A 14,381-nucleotide genomic window follows, 5' to 3' on the forward strand; every position below is an offset into this window, starting at 1 on the left:
CGCAGCCAACTCCCCACCCAGCACACCCGATCAACGACACGACCGATCAAGAAGACACGCCATCCCAGACCGCACATGACCAAGCACTACTAGGAGCGCCCCGCCCCGCGGATCGGCGTGAGCAGGGCGGCCGTGGCGATGAGCACGCAGCAGGCGCCCGCCGCCAGGGCGACCGGTGTGGTGCCGTGGTGCTCCGCCGCCCAGGTGAGGACGGCCGCGCCGATGGGGGCGACCGAGTACTGGAGGGTCCAGAAGGCGGAGGTGACGCGGCCGAGCAGGTACTCGGGGGTCACCTCCTGGCGCAGGGACATCGAGCAGGTGCCCGCCATGCCGACGCAGGCGAGGAACGCGGCGCTCAGCAGGGCGACAGCGGGCACCTCGGTCACCCGGCCGAGACCGGCGAAGGCCAGTCCGCACACCGCGACCGAGCCGGTCCAGGTCGGGCCGAAGCCGAGCAGGCGCCGCGCGCGGGCCACCAGCAGCGCGCCGGTGATGGTGCCGAGCGCGCCGACCGCCATGACGGTGCCGACCGTGCCGTCGTCGCGGCCCAGGTCGTGCTTGAGGTGGTAGATGACCAGGTCGTTCAGGCCGAGGGTGAGGAAGCTGAAGCCGCACAGCAGCACGGTGAGCGAGCGCAGCACGGGGTGCCCGTACAGGAACAGGACCCCGGTGCGCAGGTCCTGCCACAGCCCCGGCCGCTTCCCCGTGGCGGGGGCGTCGTCGGCGGGGCGGGAGCGGAAGCGGACGAAGGCGACGCAGGCGGCCGAGACGCCGAAGCTGGCCGCGTCGACGCCGATGGCGGTGGCCGGTCCCGACCAGCCGGCCACCACCCCGGCGCACAGCGGACCCAGCACGCCGGCCGCGGCGGCGGTGGCGTTGAGCCGCCCGTTGGCCTCGGTGAGCTGTTCGGTGCCGACCAGGCTGCGTACGACGGTGACGTAGCCGACGGCGAACAGCATGCCCACGGCCTCGCACAGCGGCAGGACGACGTAGAGCAGCCAGATCTGCGGGCCGAACAGCCAGACGACGGGGACCAGCCCGTACATGCCCATCCGGACGAGGTCGCAGCCGATGAGCAGCTTGCGGCGGTCGACGCGGTCGACGACGGCGCCGGCGAACACGGCCGCGAGGACCGCGGCGCCGCCGCCCACGGCGGTGAGCAGGCCCATCCGGGCGATCGAGCCGGTGGCCTCCAGGACCAGCAGGGGCAGCGCGATCAGCGCGAAGGAGTCGCCGAGGACGGAGAGGGTCTGCGCGGCCCAGAAGACCCCGAAGTCCCGTTGCCGCCACAGGGGCCGGGGGTCCTGCGCGGGGCGTGGGGCGGCCCGGTCGGCGTCGCGTGCCTCGTGGGTCATCCCGTCGTCGCCGTCGGCCGTCGCATGCCGCCTTCTCCCCCTCGCTCGCCCTCCGCGGTCGGCGACACCTTACGGACCCGGGGGCGGTGGGCGCAGCAGGGTTTGTTGCCGCTCGCCTAGCATGTGGGCCGAGATCTCCAGGAGTCCAGGAGATTCCCGGAGAGTCAGGAAGGTGGCGCATGCCCCGAGTGGGCCTCACGACCGGCCGTGTCGTCGCGGCCGCCGCCGACCTCGCCGACGCGCGCGGCTTCGAGAGCGTCACCGTCTCCGCCCTCGCCCGGCACTTCGGGGTGAAGGACGCGAGCCTGTACACGCACGTCAGGAACGTCCAGGACCTGCGCGTGCGGGTCGCGTTGCTGGCCGGCGGCGAGCTGATCGACGAGATCGCGGCGGCGGTGGCGGGCCGGGCCGGGAAGGACGCGCTGGCCGCCTTCGCGAACGCCTACCGCTCCTACGCCCTGCGGCACCCCGGCCGTTACGCCGCGACGCAGATCCGCATGGACCAGTCCCTCGTCGCCGACTCCCCCGCCCTGCGCCGCACCGCCGACATCACCCACGGCATGCTCCGCGCCTACGGCCTCACCGAACCCGACCTCACCGACGCCGTGCGTCTGCTGCGCAGCACGTTCCACGGGTTCTGCGCCCTGGAGGCCACCGGCGGCTTCGGCGCCCCGCGTGCCGTCCAGGCGTCCTGGGACCGCGCGGTGGACGCGCTGCACGTGGCGTTGGAGAACTGGCCGCGCGCGCACTAGCCGCCGCTCAGCGCGGCCACCTCCTCGTACGACGGTGACGTGCCCACCGGCGGCCGGCCCGCGGCGATGTCGGCCGCCGTCTCCAGGGCGGCGCCCAGGGCCCTGCGGTACAGCAGCGAACCGAGGCTCACGCGGGCCACGCCGAGGTCGGCGAGGTGCGGGAGGGTGGGGCCGGTGGGTGAGTGGAGGACGTTGAGCGGGACGTCGAAGTGCGCGGCGAGGGCCGCGATCCGGGCGGGGTCGGTGAGGCCGGGGACGAAGACGCCGTCGGCACCGGCCTCGCGGTAGGCCTCCAGGCGCCGCACGGTCTCCCCGGGATCGCCGTCGCCCGACCAGTACGTGTCCGTACGGGCGTTGACGAACAGGCCCGGGGCCGCCGACCGCACCGCGGCGATCTTCGCGGCGTGCCGGTCGGCGGGGCCCAGCGCGTCCTCCAGGTTGATGCCGGCCGCGCCGACCGCCGCCAGTTGCCGCGCGAACTCCCCCACGTCGTCGGGGTCGTCGGCGAAGCCGCTCTCCGCGTCCACGGTCAGCAGGAACGGCCCGGAGCCCAGGGTGAGGGCCAGCCGCAGGGTCTCGTCGCGGGTCGCCGCCGCGCCGTCGGGCAGCCCGCTCGCCGCCGCGACACCGAGGCTGGTGGTGCCCACGGCCCGAAAGCCCCGGACGGCGAGGGCGTGCGCGGACGCGTGGTCCCAGGCACACGGCAGCAGCAGGGGCTCGCCCGGCCGGTGGAGGGCGGCGAAGGCGGTCACGTCAGGTCACCCACGGCGTCGGCGTAGTACACGGACTCCCCCAGGTGCCGGGCGAGTTCGCGGAAGCTCCAGCCCTCGCCGGGCGAGTCGTCGAGCTGGAGCGGGGTGAGCGCGTCCAGGCGGTCGGCCCAGATCCGGGCGAGCCGGGTGAGACGGCTGCGGGCCTCGTCGAGGTCGTCCGGCGTGAAGGGGGCGCGGTCCGCGTCCGTGGTCGTGGCGGAGGCGTGCCAGTGGTCGGGCTGGGTCGGCCGGCCCGCCAACCGCGCCTCCATCTCGGCGAGATGGTCGACCATGTGGTCGGCGACCCGCCGGACGGCCTTGTGCGGGGTGTAGACGCGCCCGTCGACGTGGACGGGTTCTCCGTCCCAGCGGGTCCAGGTGGCGGCCAGGGCGAGGACGTGCTCGACCATGCCGGTGACGGCGTCGGCCGGTGTGGCACGGGCGGGGGCGGGGGCCGTGGTTGCGGTGTGCGTGTCGCTCATGTGCCCGACGCTATGGGCCGGTTGCTTCGGCGGGCGCCGAAGTGTCCGGCGGCGGCGGGCGGGTATCCGGACGGACACGTGACGTCACCCCCGATCCGGCCGACCGAGAGGCGGACATGAACAGACGCGAGCGAGGCGACGGGGCCCTGGAGCGGGACTGGCGGGACAGGCTGTCGGTGATCGGCCTGGCCGCGCTGGCGGTGGGCGTGGTGGTGCGGCTGGCGGCGAACGGGCTCGACTCGTGGCCGTGGGCGGTGATCAGTGCTGCCCTGATGAGTGTCTGGGTCGTGTTCCTGGTACGCCGTCGCAGGCGTCACGACGCTCGGGACACCGGTGCCGAGCCCGAGGACGTGCCCGCCATGGAGCGGCGGATCCTCAAGGGGGGCGCGCCGCCCGAGGACCCGGAGCGGCGCCGGGAGATGGCCGCGCTCGTGGACTCCCGTCAGCGGCGGCTGCGGCGCAATCGCTGGTGGGCGTTCCCCATGCTGGCCCTCATCTTCTTCGGTACGTCCGTCCTGTGGTTCGCGGCCGGCTCGATGACCGCGGGGAGCCTGACCCTCGCCCTCGCGGTGGCCTTCATGGGCTGGCTGACCTGGAACAACCTCCGCTTCGACCGGCGCCTGACGCAGATGCGGCACCGGCTGCGGACCTGAATCCCCCGGGCCGGTGGGCCTGAATCCGTGCGTCAGGTCACCAGCCCGTGGCGGTAGGCGAACACGACCGCCTGGACGCGGTCGCGCAGGTCCAGCTTGGTGAGGATGCGGGAGACGAAGGTCTTGACCGTCTCGGGGCTGATCACCAGGGCGGCGGCGATCTCGCTGTTGGAGAGGCCGTCCGCGATGAGGCGCAGCACCTCCGTCTCGCGGGGTGTGAGGGGGAGGTTCTCGGCGGGGCCGCCGACGGGCCGGATGCGGGCGGCGTACCGGCCGACGAGGCGGCGCGTCACATCGGGATCGAGGAGCGCCGCGCCCATCGCCACGGTCCGGATGCCGTGCAGCAGGCGGTCCGGCGGCGCGTCCTTGAGCAGGAACCCGCTCGCGCCCGCGCGCAGCGCCTCGTAGACGTACTCGTCGAGGTTGAACGTCGTCACCACGAGGACCTTGACGGGACGCTCCACCCCCGCGCCCGCCAGCCGCCGGGTGGCCTCGATGCCGTCCATCACCGGCATCCGTACGTCCATGACGACCACGTCCGGCCGTACTTCGGCGGCCAGGTCGACGGCGGCCTGCCCGTCGCCGCACTCGCCCGCCACCTCCAGGTCGGGCTGGGCGTCGACGATCGTCGCCAGGCCGACGCGGATCATCACCTGGTCGTCGCAGATCAGGACGCGTACCGGGGCGCTCATGACGGACTTCCCGCGGGGATGCGGGCCTGGACGACGAAGCCTCCGCCCGCCGGGCGGTCCGTGCTGAAGTCGCCGCCGAGGACGTCGACCCGTTCCCGCAGTCCGGCCAGGCCGCGCCCGCTGCCGCCGGGGGAAGCGGCGCCCGAGCCGGTGCCGTCCGTGCCGACCCGCACGGTGATCTCCCTTTCGCCGTGGTGGACCAGGACCGAGGTCCGGCCGCCGTGGTCGTACTTGAGCGCGTTCGTCAGGGCTTCCTGGACGACGCGGTAGGCCACGAGGTCGGCGCTGCCGGTCGCGGCCGCCGGTGTGCCCTCCTCGGTGAACTCCACCGGCTGACCGGCCCGGCGGGTCTGCTCCACCAGCGTGAGCACCCGGCCGACGGGCGGTGTCCTGGGCTCGGCGTTCCGGTCGGTGCCGTGGTCCGGATTGAGCAGGTCGAGCAGGTGCCGCAGGTCGGTGATGGCCCGGCGGCCGGTGTCGCTGACCGCGGCCAGCGTCTGGTCGAGCCGGTCGGGCGCGGCGGTCAGGTACCGGGCGGCCTCGGACTGGACGACCATCGCCGTGACGTGGTGGGTGACGACGTCGTGGAGTTCGCGGGCGATGCGGGTGCGCTCGGCGTTGCGGGCGTCCTCGGCGACCCGCACCCGCCGTTCGGCCTCCGCGACCCGGGCGGAGCGCATCCAGGTGCCGATGCCCCAGGCGAGGCCCATCGCCAGGTAGAACGTGACGAACTCGGCGACCGGGTCGCCCGGTCCGCGCCGGTGCAGCTCGACCGAGAGGGCGACGAAAGCCAGGGAGGCGATGGCCAGGGTCGCGCGCCGGTACCGCTCCACATACGAACCGGCGCTCAGCAGCGCGATGGGCAGCGCGGTGCCGGCGAAGAGGTGGTAGCCGCGGATCTGGTCGAGGGCGAAGCCGATCGCCACCAGGGCGAGGCAGAGGTGCGGCCACCGTCGGCGCACGGCGAGCGGGAGGCACTGGAGGACGGCTGCGACACCGGCGAGTACGTCGGCGGAGCGGGTGGGCAGACCGCCGACCTCGGTCCCGTTGCCCCGCAGCGCCGGCAGCAGGGACGCGACCAGGAGGAGCACTCCGAACGGCAGGTCCCGGACGGTCACGTCGAGGCGTCGCCACCGCTCGGTCATCCCCGGCCACATGTCCGGCATCCCTCGGCGAGCGGTCATCGGGGCAGTGTAGCGGTGGAGTTGGCACGTGCCGCCCGCCGAGCCCCGGGCGCCACGATGTGCCCGCGCCGGTGGGCCAGCCACAGGAACACCAGGGTCAGCAGCGCGCCGAATCCGACCGCGTACACGCTGCCCTCGGGGCCGAACTCGCCGCCCGTGATCAGCTTCGGGCCGTCCGTCGCGGCGTCCAGCAGCCCCTGGTTGGAGCCGTTGCCGGAGACCTCGGTGCTGAAGACGCCGGCCGCGGCGAAGTTCCAGCCGAAGTGCACGCCGATCGTCAGCCAGAGGCTGCGCGTGGCGGCGTAGGCGGCGGCGAGCATGAAGCCGGCCTCGATGGAGATGGCGAGGGCGCCCCAGACGGTCGCGTGCTCGTTGAGCAGGTGCGAGAGGCCGAACACGACGCCGGTCAGGACCAGCGCGACGTACGTGCCGACGTGTTCCTCGACGATCCGGAACAGGACGCCGCGGTACACCACTTCCTCCATCGCGGCGGCGGCCGCCATGAAGCCGACCAGGCCCAGGGCGCCCTCCAGGGAGCCCAGGCCGTCGACCTCGTAGTACCCGGAGGAGAAGAGGTTCACGATGACGGCGCCGAACATCCCGGCGCCAATCAGCGTCCCCCAGCCGGCCTTGGCCGCGGCGCCCTCCCGCGCCACGTCCAGGGCCTGCCGGTGCTCGGTCCGCCGGACCACCCACGCGTACACGAGGACCGCGAGCGCGGCCGCCGTGAGGCCGGCGACGAGTGTCAGCCAGTCGTTCTCCTTCACGGCGTTGACGGCGATCCCGCCTATCGCGTACATCGCCAGGACGGCCAGGAACTGCCAGACGAACCTCACGGGAACTCCTTGGTGGAAGAAGGCCCGCGACCGGGGTGTCCCGGGCCGATCACGACGCTACGGATCCGGCTGCGGGAGTTCGTCCCCTCACGGTGGACACCTGGCCGTAGCTCGCACGGGGGACAAGGCCCCGGGCCCGCGCCCGTACAGGGCCTAGCCTCGTACCATGACCAGCGCTTTCGCCGACGCCCTCGCCTCGGGTCGCCCGCTCGTGCTCGACGGCGGCATGTCCAACCAGCTGGAGGCCGCCGGGCACGATCTGAGCGACGAGCTGTGGTCGGCGCGGCTGCTCGCCGAGGCGCCCGGCGCGATCACCGAGGCGCACCTCGCGTACTACGAGGCGGGCGCCGATGTCGCCATCACGGCCGGCTACCAGGCGACCTTCGAGGGGTTCGCCCGGCGCGGCTTCGGTCGCGAGCGCTCGGCCGAACTGATGGCCCTCGGCGTCGGCTTGGCCAGGGAGGCCGCGCGCCGGGTCCGCACCGACCGCCCGCTGTGGGTGGCGGCCTCCGTCGGCCCGTACGGCGCGATGCTCGCGGACGGCTCGGAGTACCGCGGCCGGTACGGACTCACGGTGGAGGCCCTGGAGCGCTTCCACCGGCCCCGGCTGGAGGTACTGGCCGCCGCCCGGCCCGACGTCCTCGCGCTGGAGACGGTTCCCGACGCCGACGAGGCGGCGGCGCTGCTGCGGGCGGTGCGCGGACTGAACGTCCCCGCCTGGCTTTCGTACACGGTCGCGGGCGGCCGCACTCGCGCCGGGCAGCCGCTGGAGGAGGCGTTCGCGCCGGCCGCCGACGCGGACGAGGTGATCGCGGTCGGCGTCAACTGCTGCGCCCCCGAGGACGTGCCGGGTGCGGTCGAGACCGCCGCCCGGGTCACCGGCAAACCGGTCGTGGCCTACCCCAACAGCGGGGAGACCTGGGACGCGGTGGCCCGGTCCTGGCGGGGGCGTTCCTCTTTCACCCCGGAGCGGGTGCGGGCCTGGCGGGCGTCCGGTGCCCGGCTGGTCGGCGGCTGCTGCCGGGTGGGCCCGGACACGATCAGGTCGATCGCGTCGGGGCCGGGAGGGGGGTGAGGACAGGCGCCCGGGTCACTCCGCCGACCCGGCGGCGCCCTTCCGCCGGCTGGCATGGAAGCGCGCCTTCTTCTGCCGATTCCCGCACGTGTTCATGTCACACCACTTGCGGGTGCGGCTCTGGCTGGTGTCGAAGAAGGCGGCTCGGCAGGTGGGTGACGCGCACAGGGCCAGTTTTCCGTCCCGCTCGCCCGCGATGACGCTGATCGCGTCGGCGGCGATCACGCTGAGGGCGTCCTCCACGCGGGAAGCCGGGCTGAGCCGCCATCGCCGCACACCCTCGGGCGTCAGGACCGCCGCGGCCCGGCCCTGAGCGCTGCGGTCATTGATGACGTGGACGGCGGACGCGGGGAGCGCGTCCTGGACCGCGGCCGCCGTCGCGGCGGCGTGGATCGACTCCCTCAGCTCCCGGGCGAGGTCGAGCTGTGCCGCCGTACAGGAGTCCACGGCCAGGTCGTACACCGCCAGCCAGTCGACGAGTCGCTGCGGCGTGGGAATCCGCTCCACGGCGTCGCCATGACGCTCCGACAGGGTCCCCGTGAAGCTGGTGGCCAGGACCTTGCCGAGACGGAACTCGGGGAACGCAGCAGGCATGGAACCACCTTAGCCGGTTGCGGCATGGCTCGCAGGACTGCTAGAACCGTCTTAGCCGGTTCCATAATGCTCAGGAGGTCTCATGTCCCGTCCAGACAGCGATGTGCGAGCGTTCGAAGCCCACGCGACGGACGCCGAACTCGACGACCTGCGCGCACGACTGGCCGCGGCGCGGCTGCCGGAGGCGGAGACGGTCCGGCGCGCCGCGCCCGGTCGCGGCCGATGGGATCAGGGCGTGCCGCTCGCCGACCTCGTCGATCTCGTGAACTACTGGCGCACGGGGTACGACTGGCGGTCGTTCGAAGACCGCCTCGACCGCGTCGGCCAGTTCCGCACCACTATCGACGGCCTGGGAATCCACTTCCTGCACCGGCGGTCCACGCGCGCGGACGCCACTCCCCTGCTCATGACGCACGGCTGGCCGGGCAGCATCGCCGAGTTCATCGACGTGGTGGACGAGCTGGCGGATCCACAGGACGCGGGCGCGCCGGCGTTCCACGTCGTCGCGCCGTCGCTGCCGGGCTTCGGCTACAGCGACAAACCGGCCACCACCGGGTGGGGAACCGAGAAGATCGCGGCCGCGTGGGTGGAGTTGATGGGAAGGCTCGGCTACGGCGAGTTCGCGGCCCACGGCGGAGACTGGGGCGGCAACATCACCACGGTTCTCGGCGGCAGGTTCCCGGCGCACGTCCTCGGCATCCACAGCACGTTCGCGCAGGCACCCCCCGGCTTGACCACGGACGGACTGACAGCGGTCGAACGCGGGTGGACCGAGCAAACAGCCCACTTCTGGCGCCACCGCGCGGCGTACGCGAAGCAGCAGGCGACCCGGCCCCAGACCATCGGCTACTCCCTCGTGGACTCACCGGCCGGGCTTCTCGCCTGGATCCTGGACAAGTTCGCCGAGTGGTCGGACACGGAGGACAGCCCGTTCGAGAGGATCTCCAAGGACCGCATCCTCGACAACGTGACGCTCTACTGGCTGACACGCACCGGCGCGTCGGCGGCCCGCATCTACTACGAGAGCCACAACTCACTGGACCCCGAACTCCGGGTCGACGTCCCGTCGGCGATCAGCATGTACCCCCGCGACATCGAGAAGTGCCCGCGCCCCTGGGCACAGGAGCGGTACCGGCAGATCGTCCGCTGGAGTGCGCCCGAATCCGGGGGCCATTTCCCGTCACTGGAGGTCCCCGAGTACTTCGTCAAGGACCTCCGGGAGGGCCTCGCGGCAGTACTGACCGCCACGGGGCGCGGAAAGTAGCCGGCCGACACCCCTCCCCCCAACACGAACCTGTTCGCCGTCATGGTCCACGTCCTCGGCGAGACCATCCGGCCTGCCGGGCACGCCGTCCTGCTCGGCGCACCGCCGCGGGCGCCGCGGTCCGGGCGGTAGGGCATGATCGAGTCATGACGGACGACTGGTTGTCGAATCGGGTCAGATCGGCCGAGGCGTCAGCGGGGAGTGGGTTCGACCTCTCGGTGTGCGTACGGGAGCGGATCCATCAGCTGGGAGGCGTCCAGTCGCACGGGACCCTGCTGGCGGCGGACCCGGGGAGTGGGCTGGTGGACACCGCCGCCGAGAACACCGGGAGCCTGCTGGGGGCACCGGCCGACGGCCTCGTGGGCGGGCACGTCACCGCCGTACTGGACGAGGACGACTGGGCGGAGGCCGTGGCGGCGTCGGCCGAGGGCGAGTCCGTCTCCGTGACGTTCCCCGTGACGGCGGGCGCCGCCGGGCACCGGGCGGGCTTCGACCTGTCGGTGCACCGCCGTGAGGGTCTGGTGGTGCTGGAGTTCGAGCCGCGCGACGCGGCGGACGCCTTCCGGTTCGCCGCGTTCTACCAGGAGGTACGCCGCGCCCTGCGCCGGCTGCGCTCCGCGACGACGGTGGTCGACTGCTGCCGCACAGCGGTGACCGAGGTGCGCCGGCTGACCGGGTACGACCGGGTCGTCGCCTACCGTTTCGAGGGCACCGACGGCCCGGGGGAGGTGGTCGCGGAGGACGTCCGGGACAGTTGGGAGCCCTGGCTCGGCCTGTGGTTCCCGGCCACCGACATCCCGCCCCAGGCCCGGCGCCTGTACGAGGAGAACTGGATCCGCGTCATCCGGGACGTCGACGACCCCACGGCCCGGCTCCGTCCGGAGCGCCGCCCGGCCACGGGCACCCCGCTCGACCTGTCCGGTGCCGCGCTGCGCACGGTCTCCGGCTTCCACCTGGAGTACCTGCGCAACATCGGCGTCCGTTCCTCCATGTCGGTGTCCCTGATGCGCGAGGGCCGCCTCTGGGGGCTGATCGCCTGCCACGGGGCCGAGCCGCGCACGCTGGCCCCGGAGGTGCGGTCGGCGTGCGAACTGTTCGGCACCGCCTTCTCCATGCAGCTGGCCGCCATCGCGGAACGTCACCGCGCCGACGCCCTGGAGCGCTCGGGCCGGGACGTGGCCGCGGTCGCCGGACTGCTCGACGAGGACGTCGACGCGTCACTGCTGCGCCACGAGAGCGCGGTGCGCGAACTGGTCGGCGCGGACGGCGTCCTGTTCATGCGCGCGGGCCGCGCGTCCTCGGGCGGTCTGCCCGTGCCCGAGGAGGTGCTTCGGGCCCTCGGCACCTACGCGGCCCACGCGGCGCCCGACGGAGTGTGGTCCACCGACCGGCTGCCGGAACTGCTCGCCGCCCGGGACGACGCCCCGCCGCTGGAGGGCTGCCCCGCGGGCGTGCTGCTGCTGCCCGTCGGACGCGGCGGCGACTACCTGGCCTGGTTCCGGCGGGAGCGGCCGACGCCCCGCGAGTGGGCGGCGGACCCCGCCCACCCGGTGCTCGTCGGGCCGCGGGGCGAGCGCCTGACGCCGCGGGGCTCGGGCGCCGTCTACCGGTCGATGATCCGGGGCCGCAGCCTGCCGTGGACCGCGCGGGACCGGGCCGCGGCGGTGGAGATGGGCCGCCTGCTCACCGAGCTGGTCCTGCGCCACGCCGACGATCTGAGCCAGCTCAACGACGAGCTGCGGATGACCAACCTGGACCTCGACTCCTTCGCGCACGTCGCCGCCCACGACCTCAAGGAGCCGCTGCGCGGCATCGCCAACGCCGCCACCTTCACCCTGGAGGACGCGGGGCAGGACCTCGACGGGACGAGCGTGCGCCGGCTGGAGACCATGCAGCGGCTCGCCGCCCGGATGGACGACCTGCTCAACTCGCTGCTCCACTACGCGCGGATGGGCCGCGCCGGCCTGCGACGGGAGGACATCGCCCTCGACGACGTCCTGGACGCGGTGCTGGAGGTGGCCGGTCCGCGTCTGGACGAGGAGGGGGTGCGGGTCGTGCGGCCGCCGGCCCTTCCCCGGGTCCGTGCCGACGCCGACCGGCTCTACGAGATCCTGCTCAACCTGCTGGTCAACGCCGCGAAGTACGCGGCCGACCGGCCGGACCGCACGGTGGAGGTGGGCGTGGAGGACGCCGTGCCCCCGGGGTCCGGGCGGGCCGCGCCGACGGTGGTGGTCCGCGACAACGGAATCGGCATCCCGCACGACAGGCAGGAGGAGGTCTTCGACCTCTTCCGCAGGCTGCACGGGCCGCGGGAGCGCGGCGGCGGCACCGGGGTGGGGCTGGCGGTGGTCAAGCGGATCGTCGAACGGCACGGCGGCCGGCTCTGGCTGACCAGCGTGCCCGGCGAGGGTTCGGCGTTCTACTTCACCCTGGGCGAGGAGCCCGCCGGCGGGACGGGCGGCTGACCCTTGGCCTCCAGCCAGTAGTCGAGCGCGCCCTTGAGGACCGTACGGAACAGGTGGAAGTTGAGCGGCTTGTAGATGTAGCTGTCGGCTCCGGCCGCGTAGGCGGCGTCGACCTCCGGCGGCGCGGTCGACGAGGTGAAGACCACCACGGCGATCTCGGCCAGTTCCGTACGCGCCCGGATGGCCCGGAGCACCGCGTGACCGCTCAGCCCGGGCATGTTCAGGTCCAGCAGCAGGATGCCGGGCACCTCGTCCTCGGCCAGCAGGCGGTCCACCAGGCCGTCGCCTCGGTCGAGGAACTCCAGGCGGAGCTGGGGGTGACTGCGCGCGAGCGCCCGTTCGATCGCCTCGGCGTCCTCCTGCGAGTCCTCCACCACCAGGACCCGGCCGTTGTCCAGCCGCTTGCCCGGTGCGTGTGCCTGCGTCACGGTCGTCCCCTCAGGTGCGCGATCAGTACTGCGGTGTCGTCGTCGCCCATCTCGCGGAAGTCCGAGGCGGCGGTGACGAGCCGCCGCGCCGAGAGTTCGTCGACGGGTCCGGTCCCCCGCACGGCGTCGTGCAGGAGGTCCTCGAAACAGGTGCCGTCCGCCGCCCTGGCCTCCGTGAGTCCGTCGGTGAACAGCACCAGGGTGTCCCCGTCGGCCAGCCGGACCCGGTGCGGCGTGTACTCGGCTCCGGGCACGACGCCCAGGAGCAGTCCTCGGGCGGGCAGCTCCTCCACCGTCCCGTCGGCATGCCGGACCAGCGGCCAGGGGTGTCCCGCACCGGCGATCTCGGCGTCCCAGCGGCCCCCGGCTGCCGGGGTGAGGGTCATCACCAGGGCGGTCACGAATCGGGCGGCGCCCTCCTCGACCAGCGCGCCGTTCAGCCGCTCCAGGGTCCGTTCCGGCGCGGTGCCGTCCGTGAGCAGCGTGCGCAGGGTGTGCCGGGCCAGCGCGGTGTACGCCGCGGCCTCGGCCCCGCGACCGCAGACGTCGCCGATGAAGAGGGAGATCCGGTCGCCGGCCACCACCGCGTCGTAGAAGTCGCCGCCGACGTCCAGGCTGGGGTCGCCGACCTCGTAGGCGGCGCTCAGCAGCACCCCGGGCGACTCGGGCAGGACGCGGGGCAGCAGCTGGCGCTGCAGGGTCTCCACGTGCTGGCGCCGCTGGGCATAGAGAGTGGCCGTGTCGATGGCGAGCGCGGCCCGGCCGGCCAGGTCGGCGAGGGTCGGCAGGTCCGCCAGGCTGGTGTCGTCGCGGTGGTAGAGGAAGGTCAGCGTGCCCAGGACGCGCCCGCGGGCCCGCAGCGGGCTGACGCTCAGCGCCCGGATGGTCTTGCCGTCGCCCACGGCGTCCGGCCCGAAGGGACCGCCGCTGAGGTCGCCGTCGCGCAGCACCCGCCCCCGGGACTGGCCGGCGACCTGTTGCAGCCGCGCGGCGAGCCAGGCGTCGTGCAGGGCCACCTCCCCGAGCCAGGTCTGCGCGTCGGCCGCGACGTGGGCGGTGGCGACGGGTTCCAGGCCGCCGTCCGGCCGCAGGAGGTGCACCGCGCAGCCCTCGGCCACGGCGGGCACGGCCAGACGCGCCACCCGCCTCAGCGTCTCCTCCACCTCCAGGCTCTCGTCCATCTGGAGCGAGGCTTCGGCGAGGAAGGCGTCGCGGGCCTGGCGCCGTTCGTGGGCCTCGTCCTCCACGATGCGCAGGTTGCTGGCCATGAGGACGTCGGCGACCTGTTGCAGCCGCTCGCGGATCTCCTGCTCCTCGTCCTCGGACGGCGCGTGGTCGAGGGCCGTCCAGAGGCCCGCGGTGTCGTCGGACCCGAGCGGGAATAGGCACTCCAGGACGACGACCGCGCCGGTCCCCCGCAGGGCGGGCACCACGAGCGGTGCGACGGTGCCCGGATCGCGGCGGTGCGCACGCGGCGGGTCGTGGATCGCGTCGGCGGAGGGCGGTACCGCTCCCCCGGGCCAGTCGGCGGCGGCCGGGTACCAGGTGACGGGTCCGTCGGAGTCGGGCGTCCAGCGGCGGAGGTAGCGCGTCTCGCGCCCCTCCCAGCGTGCTCCTACGACCGCGACGGCTCCGGGCACCTCGGACAGAGCGGAGTAGACGCGCGTGGCGAGCGTGGTGACGTCCTGAGCACGCACGGCCGCGAGCCACAGCTCGTGCAGGTGGCGCCACCAGCCGGACGGCGCACCGGGCGTCTCATGGGTACGTTCCTTCACACGATCCTCTCCACTGCCACACTCTACCCGCGCATGGCCCGGACCCCCGTGCTGGACGGACGAGCCGGCCCCTG

Annotated in this window: 14 protein-coding genes and 1 pseudogene; 6 read left to right on the plus strand and 9 right to left on the minus strand. The window is 73.8% G+C overall.

Translation table 11 applies throughout. The features are described from left to right. Window positions 1-89: 89 nt before the first annotated feature. Window positions 90-1,355, minus strand: coding sequence for an MFS transporter (locus ACFW01_RS29810; protein ID WP_234961517.1), 1,266 nt, complete (start codon window positions 1,353-1,355; stop codon window positions 90-92). Window positions 1,356-1,534: 179 nt separating this feature from the next. Here ACFW01_RS29810 and ACFW01_RS29815 point away from each other — a divergent pair, with 179 nt between their 5' ends. Then, entirely contained in the window at window positions 1,535-2,107 is a 573-nt protein-coding gene (locus ACFW01_RS29815) for a TetR-like C-terminal domain-containing protein (protein ID WP_234960103.1), read from the plus strand. Here ACFW01_RS29815 and ACFW01_RS29820 read toward each other — a convergent pair. Together ACFW01_RS29820 and ACFW01_RS29825 are read right to left on the minus strand one after the other, a co-directional pair. Next, entirely contained in the window at window positions 2,104-2,859 is a 756-nt protein-coding gene (locus ACFW01_RS29820; RefSeq protein ID WP_384508773.1) for an isocitrate lyase/phosphoenolpyruvate mutase family protein, read from the minus strand. The two genes, ACFW01_RS29815 and ACFW01_RS29820, sit on opposite strands and share 4 nt — an antisense overlap. After that, window positions 2,856-3,341, minus strand: a complete 486-nt coding sequence (locus ACFW01_RS29825; RefSeq protein WP_384508776.1) for a hypothetical protein — start codon at window positions 3,339-3,341, stop codon at window positions 2,856-2,858. Before ACFW01_RS29825 ends, ACFW01_RS29820 begins: the two co-directional genes overlap by 4 nt. A 116-nt stretch (window positions 3,342-3,457) precedes the next feature. Here ACFW01_RS29825 and ACFW01_RS29830 point away from each other — a divergent pair, with 116 nt between their 5' ends. Further along, window positions 3,458-3,994 carry a hypothetical protein gene (locus tag ACFW01_RS29830; protein ID WP_384508779.1) on the plus strand — a complete coding sequence of 179 codons (537 nt, stop codon included), beginning with the start codon at window positions 3,458-3,460 and terminating at the stop codon, window positions 3,992-3,994. A 32-nt stretch (window positions 3,995-4,026) separates the two neighbouring features. On the opposite strand, the gene ACFW01_RS29835 is transcribed toward ACFW01_RS29830, so the two are convergent. Genes ACFW01_RS29835 through ACFW01_RS29845 form a run of 3 tightly spaced genes read right to left on the minus strand, consistent with a single transcriptional unit; the run spans window position 4,027 to window position 6,706 of the window. Further along, window positions 4,027-4,686: a response regulator gene (locus ACFW01_RS29835; RefSeq protein ID WP_384508782.1), complete on the minus strand. Its 660-nt coding sequence runs from the start codon at window positions 4,684-4,686 to the stop codon at window positions 4,027-4,029. Further along, window positions 4,683-5,870 carry a histidine kinase gene (locus ACFW01_RS29840; RefSeq protein ID WP_234960098.1) on the minus strand — a complete coding sequence of 396 codons (1,188 nt, stop codon included), beginning with the start codon at window positions 5,868-5,870 and terminating at the stop codon, window positions 4,683-4,685. The genes ACFW01_RS29835 and ACFW01_RS29840 overlap by 4 nt, the downstream gene beginning before the upstream one ends. Further along, window positions 5,867-6,706: a CPBP family intramembrane glutamic endopeptidase gene (locus tag ACFW01_RS29845; RefSeq protein ID WP_234960097.1), complete on the minus strand. Its 840-nt coding sequence runs from the start codon at window positions 6,704-6,706 to the stop codon at window positions 5,867-5,869. The genes ACFW01_RS29840 and ACFW01_RS29845 overlap by 4 nt, the downstream gene beginning before the upstream one ends. A gap of 166 nt (window positions 6,707-6,872) precedes the next feature. Between ACFW01_RS29845 and mmuM the strand changes: the two genes are divergently transcribed. Beyond that, entirely contained in the window at window positions 6,873-7,781 is a 909-nt protein-coding gene (mmuM, locus tag ACFW01_RS29850; RefSeq protein WP_384508786.1) for a homocysteine S-methyltransferase, read from the plus strand. A 15-nt stretch (window positions 7,782-7,796) separates the two neighbouring features. On the opposite strand, the gene ACFW01_RS29855 is transcribed toward mmuM, so the two are convergent. After that, complete coding sequence (locus ACFW01_RS29855; protein WP_384508789.1) at window positions 7,797-8,375, minus strand: CGNR zinc finger domain-containing protein; 579 nt, start codon at window positions 8,373-8,375, stop codon at window positions 7,797-7,799. A gap of 82 nt (window positions 8,376-8,457) precedes the next feature. Here ACFW01_RS29855 and ACFW01_RS29860 point away from each other — a divergent pair, with 82 nt between their 5' ends. The 3 genes and pseudogenes from ACFW01_RS29860 to ACFW01_RS29870 all read left to right on the plus strand — a co-directional run bounded on the left by ACFW01_RS29860 (window position 8,458) and on the right by ACFW01_RS29870 (window position 12,104). Further along, entirely contained in the window at window positions 8,458-9,639 is a 1,182-nt protein-coding gene (locus ACFW01_RS29860) for an epoxide hydrolase (protein WP_384508792.1), read from the plus strand. A 12-nt stretch (window positions 9,640-9,651) separates the two neighbouring features. Next, window positions 9,652-9,735 (plus strand): annotated as a pseudogene (locus tag ACFW01_RS29865) (type I restriction endonuclease subunit M); the annotation flags it as partial. A gap of 50 nt (window positions 9,736-9,785) precedes the next feature. After that, window positions 9,786-12,104: an ATP-binding protein gene (locus tag ACFW01_RS29870; RefSeq protein WP_384508795.1), complete on the plus strand. Its 2,319-nt coding sequence runs from the start codon at window positions 9,786-9,788 to the stop codon at window positions 12,102-12,104. On the opposite strand, the gene ACFW01_RS29875 is transcribed toward ACFW01_RS29870, so the two are convergent. Together ACFW01_RS29875 and ACFW01_RS29880 are read right to left on the minus strand one after the other, a co-directional pair. After that, on the minus strand, window positions 12,059-12,532 hold the full coding sequence (locus ACFW01_RS29875) for a response regulator (RefSeq protein ID WP_384508798.1): 474 nt from the start codon (window positions 12,530-12,532) through the stop codon (window positions 12,059-12,061). The two genes, ACFW01_RS29870 and ACFW01_RS29875, sit on opposite strands and share 46 nt — an antisense overlap. Further along, window positions 12,529-14,307 carry a PP2C family protein-serine/threonine phosphatase gene (locus tag ACFW01_RS29880; RefSeq protein ID WP_384508801.1) on the minus strand — a complete coding sequence of 593 codons (1,779 nt, stop codon included), beginning with the start codon at window positions 14,305-14,307 and terminating at the stop codon, window positions 12,529-12,531. The genes ACFW01_RS29875 and ACFW01_RS29880 overlap by 4 nt, the downstream gene beginning before the upstream one ends. Window positions 14,308-14,381 lie beyond the last annotated feature (74 nt).

This window comes from Streptomyces sp. NPDC058985 (assembly GCF_042740985.1).
Classification (GTDB): domain Bacteria; phylum Actinomycetota; class Actinomycetes; order Streptomycetales; family Streptomycetaceae; genus Streptomyces.

What these genes read in the sequence shown, in the direction of transcription:
- ACFW01_RS29870 (WP_384508795.1), top strand. Translation starts at nt 9,786, where the DNA reads ATGACGGACGACTGGTTGTCGAATCGGGTCAGATCGGCCGAGGCGTCA.
- ACFW01_RS29835 (WP_384508782.1), bottom strand. Translation starts at nt 4,686, where the DNA reads ATGAGCGCCCCGGTACGCGTCCTGATCTGCGACGACCAGGTGATGATC.
- ACFW01_RS29810 (WP_234961517.1), bottom strand. Translation starts at nt 1,355, where the DNA reads ATGACCCACGAGGCACGCGACGCCGACCGGGCCGCCCCACGCCCCGCG.
- ACFW01_RS29830 (WP_384508779.1), top strand. Translation starts at nt 3,458, where the DNA reads ATGAACAGACGCGAGCGAGGCGACGGGGCCCTGGAGCGGGACTGGCGG.
- ACFW01_RS29840 (WP_234960098.1), bottom strand. Translation starts at nt 5,870, where the DNA reads ATGACCGCTCGCCGAGGGATGCCGGACATGTGGCCGGGGATGACCGAG.
- ACFW01_RS29825 (WP_384508776.1), bottom strand. Translation starts at nt 3,341, where the DNA reads ATGAGCGACACGCACACCGCAACCACGGCCCCCGCCCCCGCCCGTGCC.
- ACFW01_RS29855 (WP_384508789.1), bottom strand. Translation starts at nt 8,375, where the DNA reads ATGCCTGCTGCGTTCCCCGAGTTCCGTCTCGGCAAGGTCCTGGCCACC.
- ACFW01_RS29860 (WP_384508792.1), top strand. Translation starts at nt 8,458, where the DNA reads ATGTCCCGTCCAGACAGCGATGTGCGAGCGTTCGAAGCCCACGCGACG.
- mmuM (WP_384508786.1), top strand. Translation starts at nt 6,873, where the DNA reads ATGACCAGCGCTTTCGCCGACGCCCTCGCCTCGGGTCGCCCGCTCGTG.
- ACFW01_RS29815 (WP_234960103.1), top strand. Translation starts at nt 1,535, where the DNA reads ATGCCCCGAGTGGGCCTCACGACCGGCCGTGTCGTCGCGGCCGCCGCC.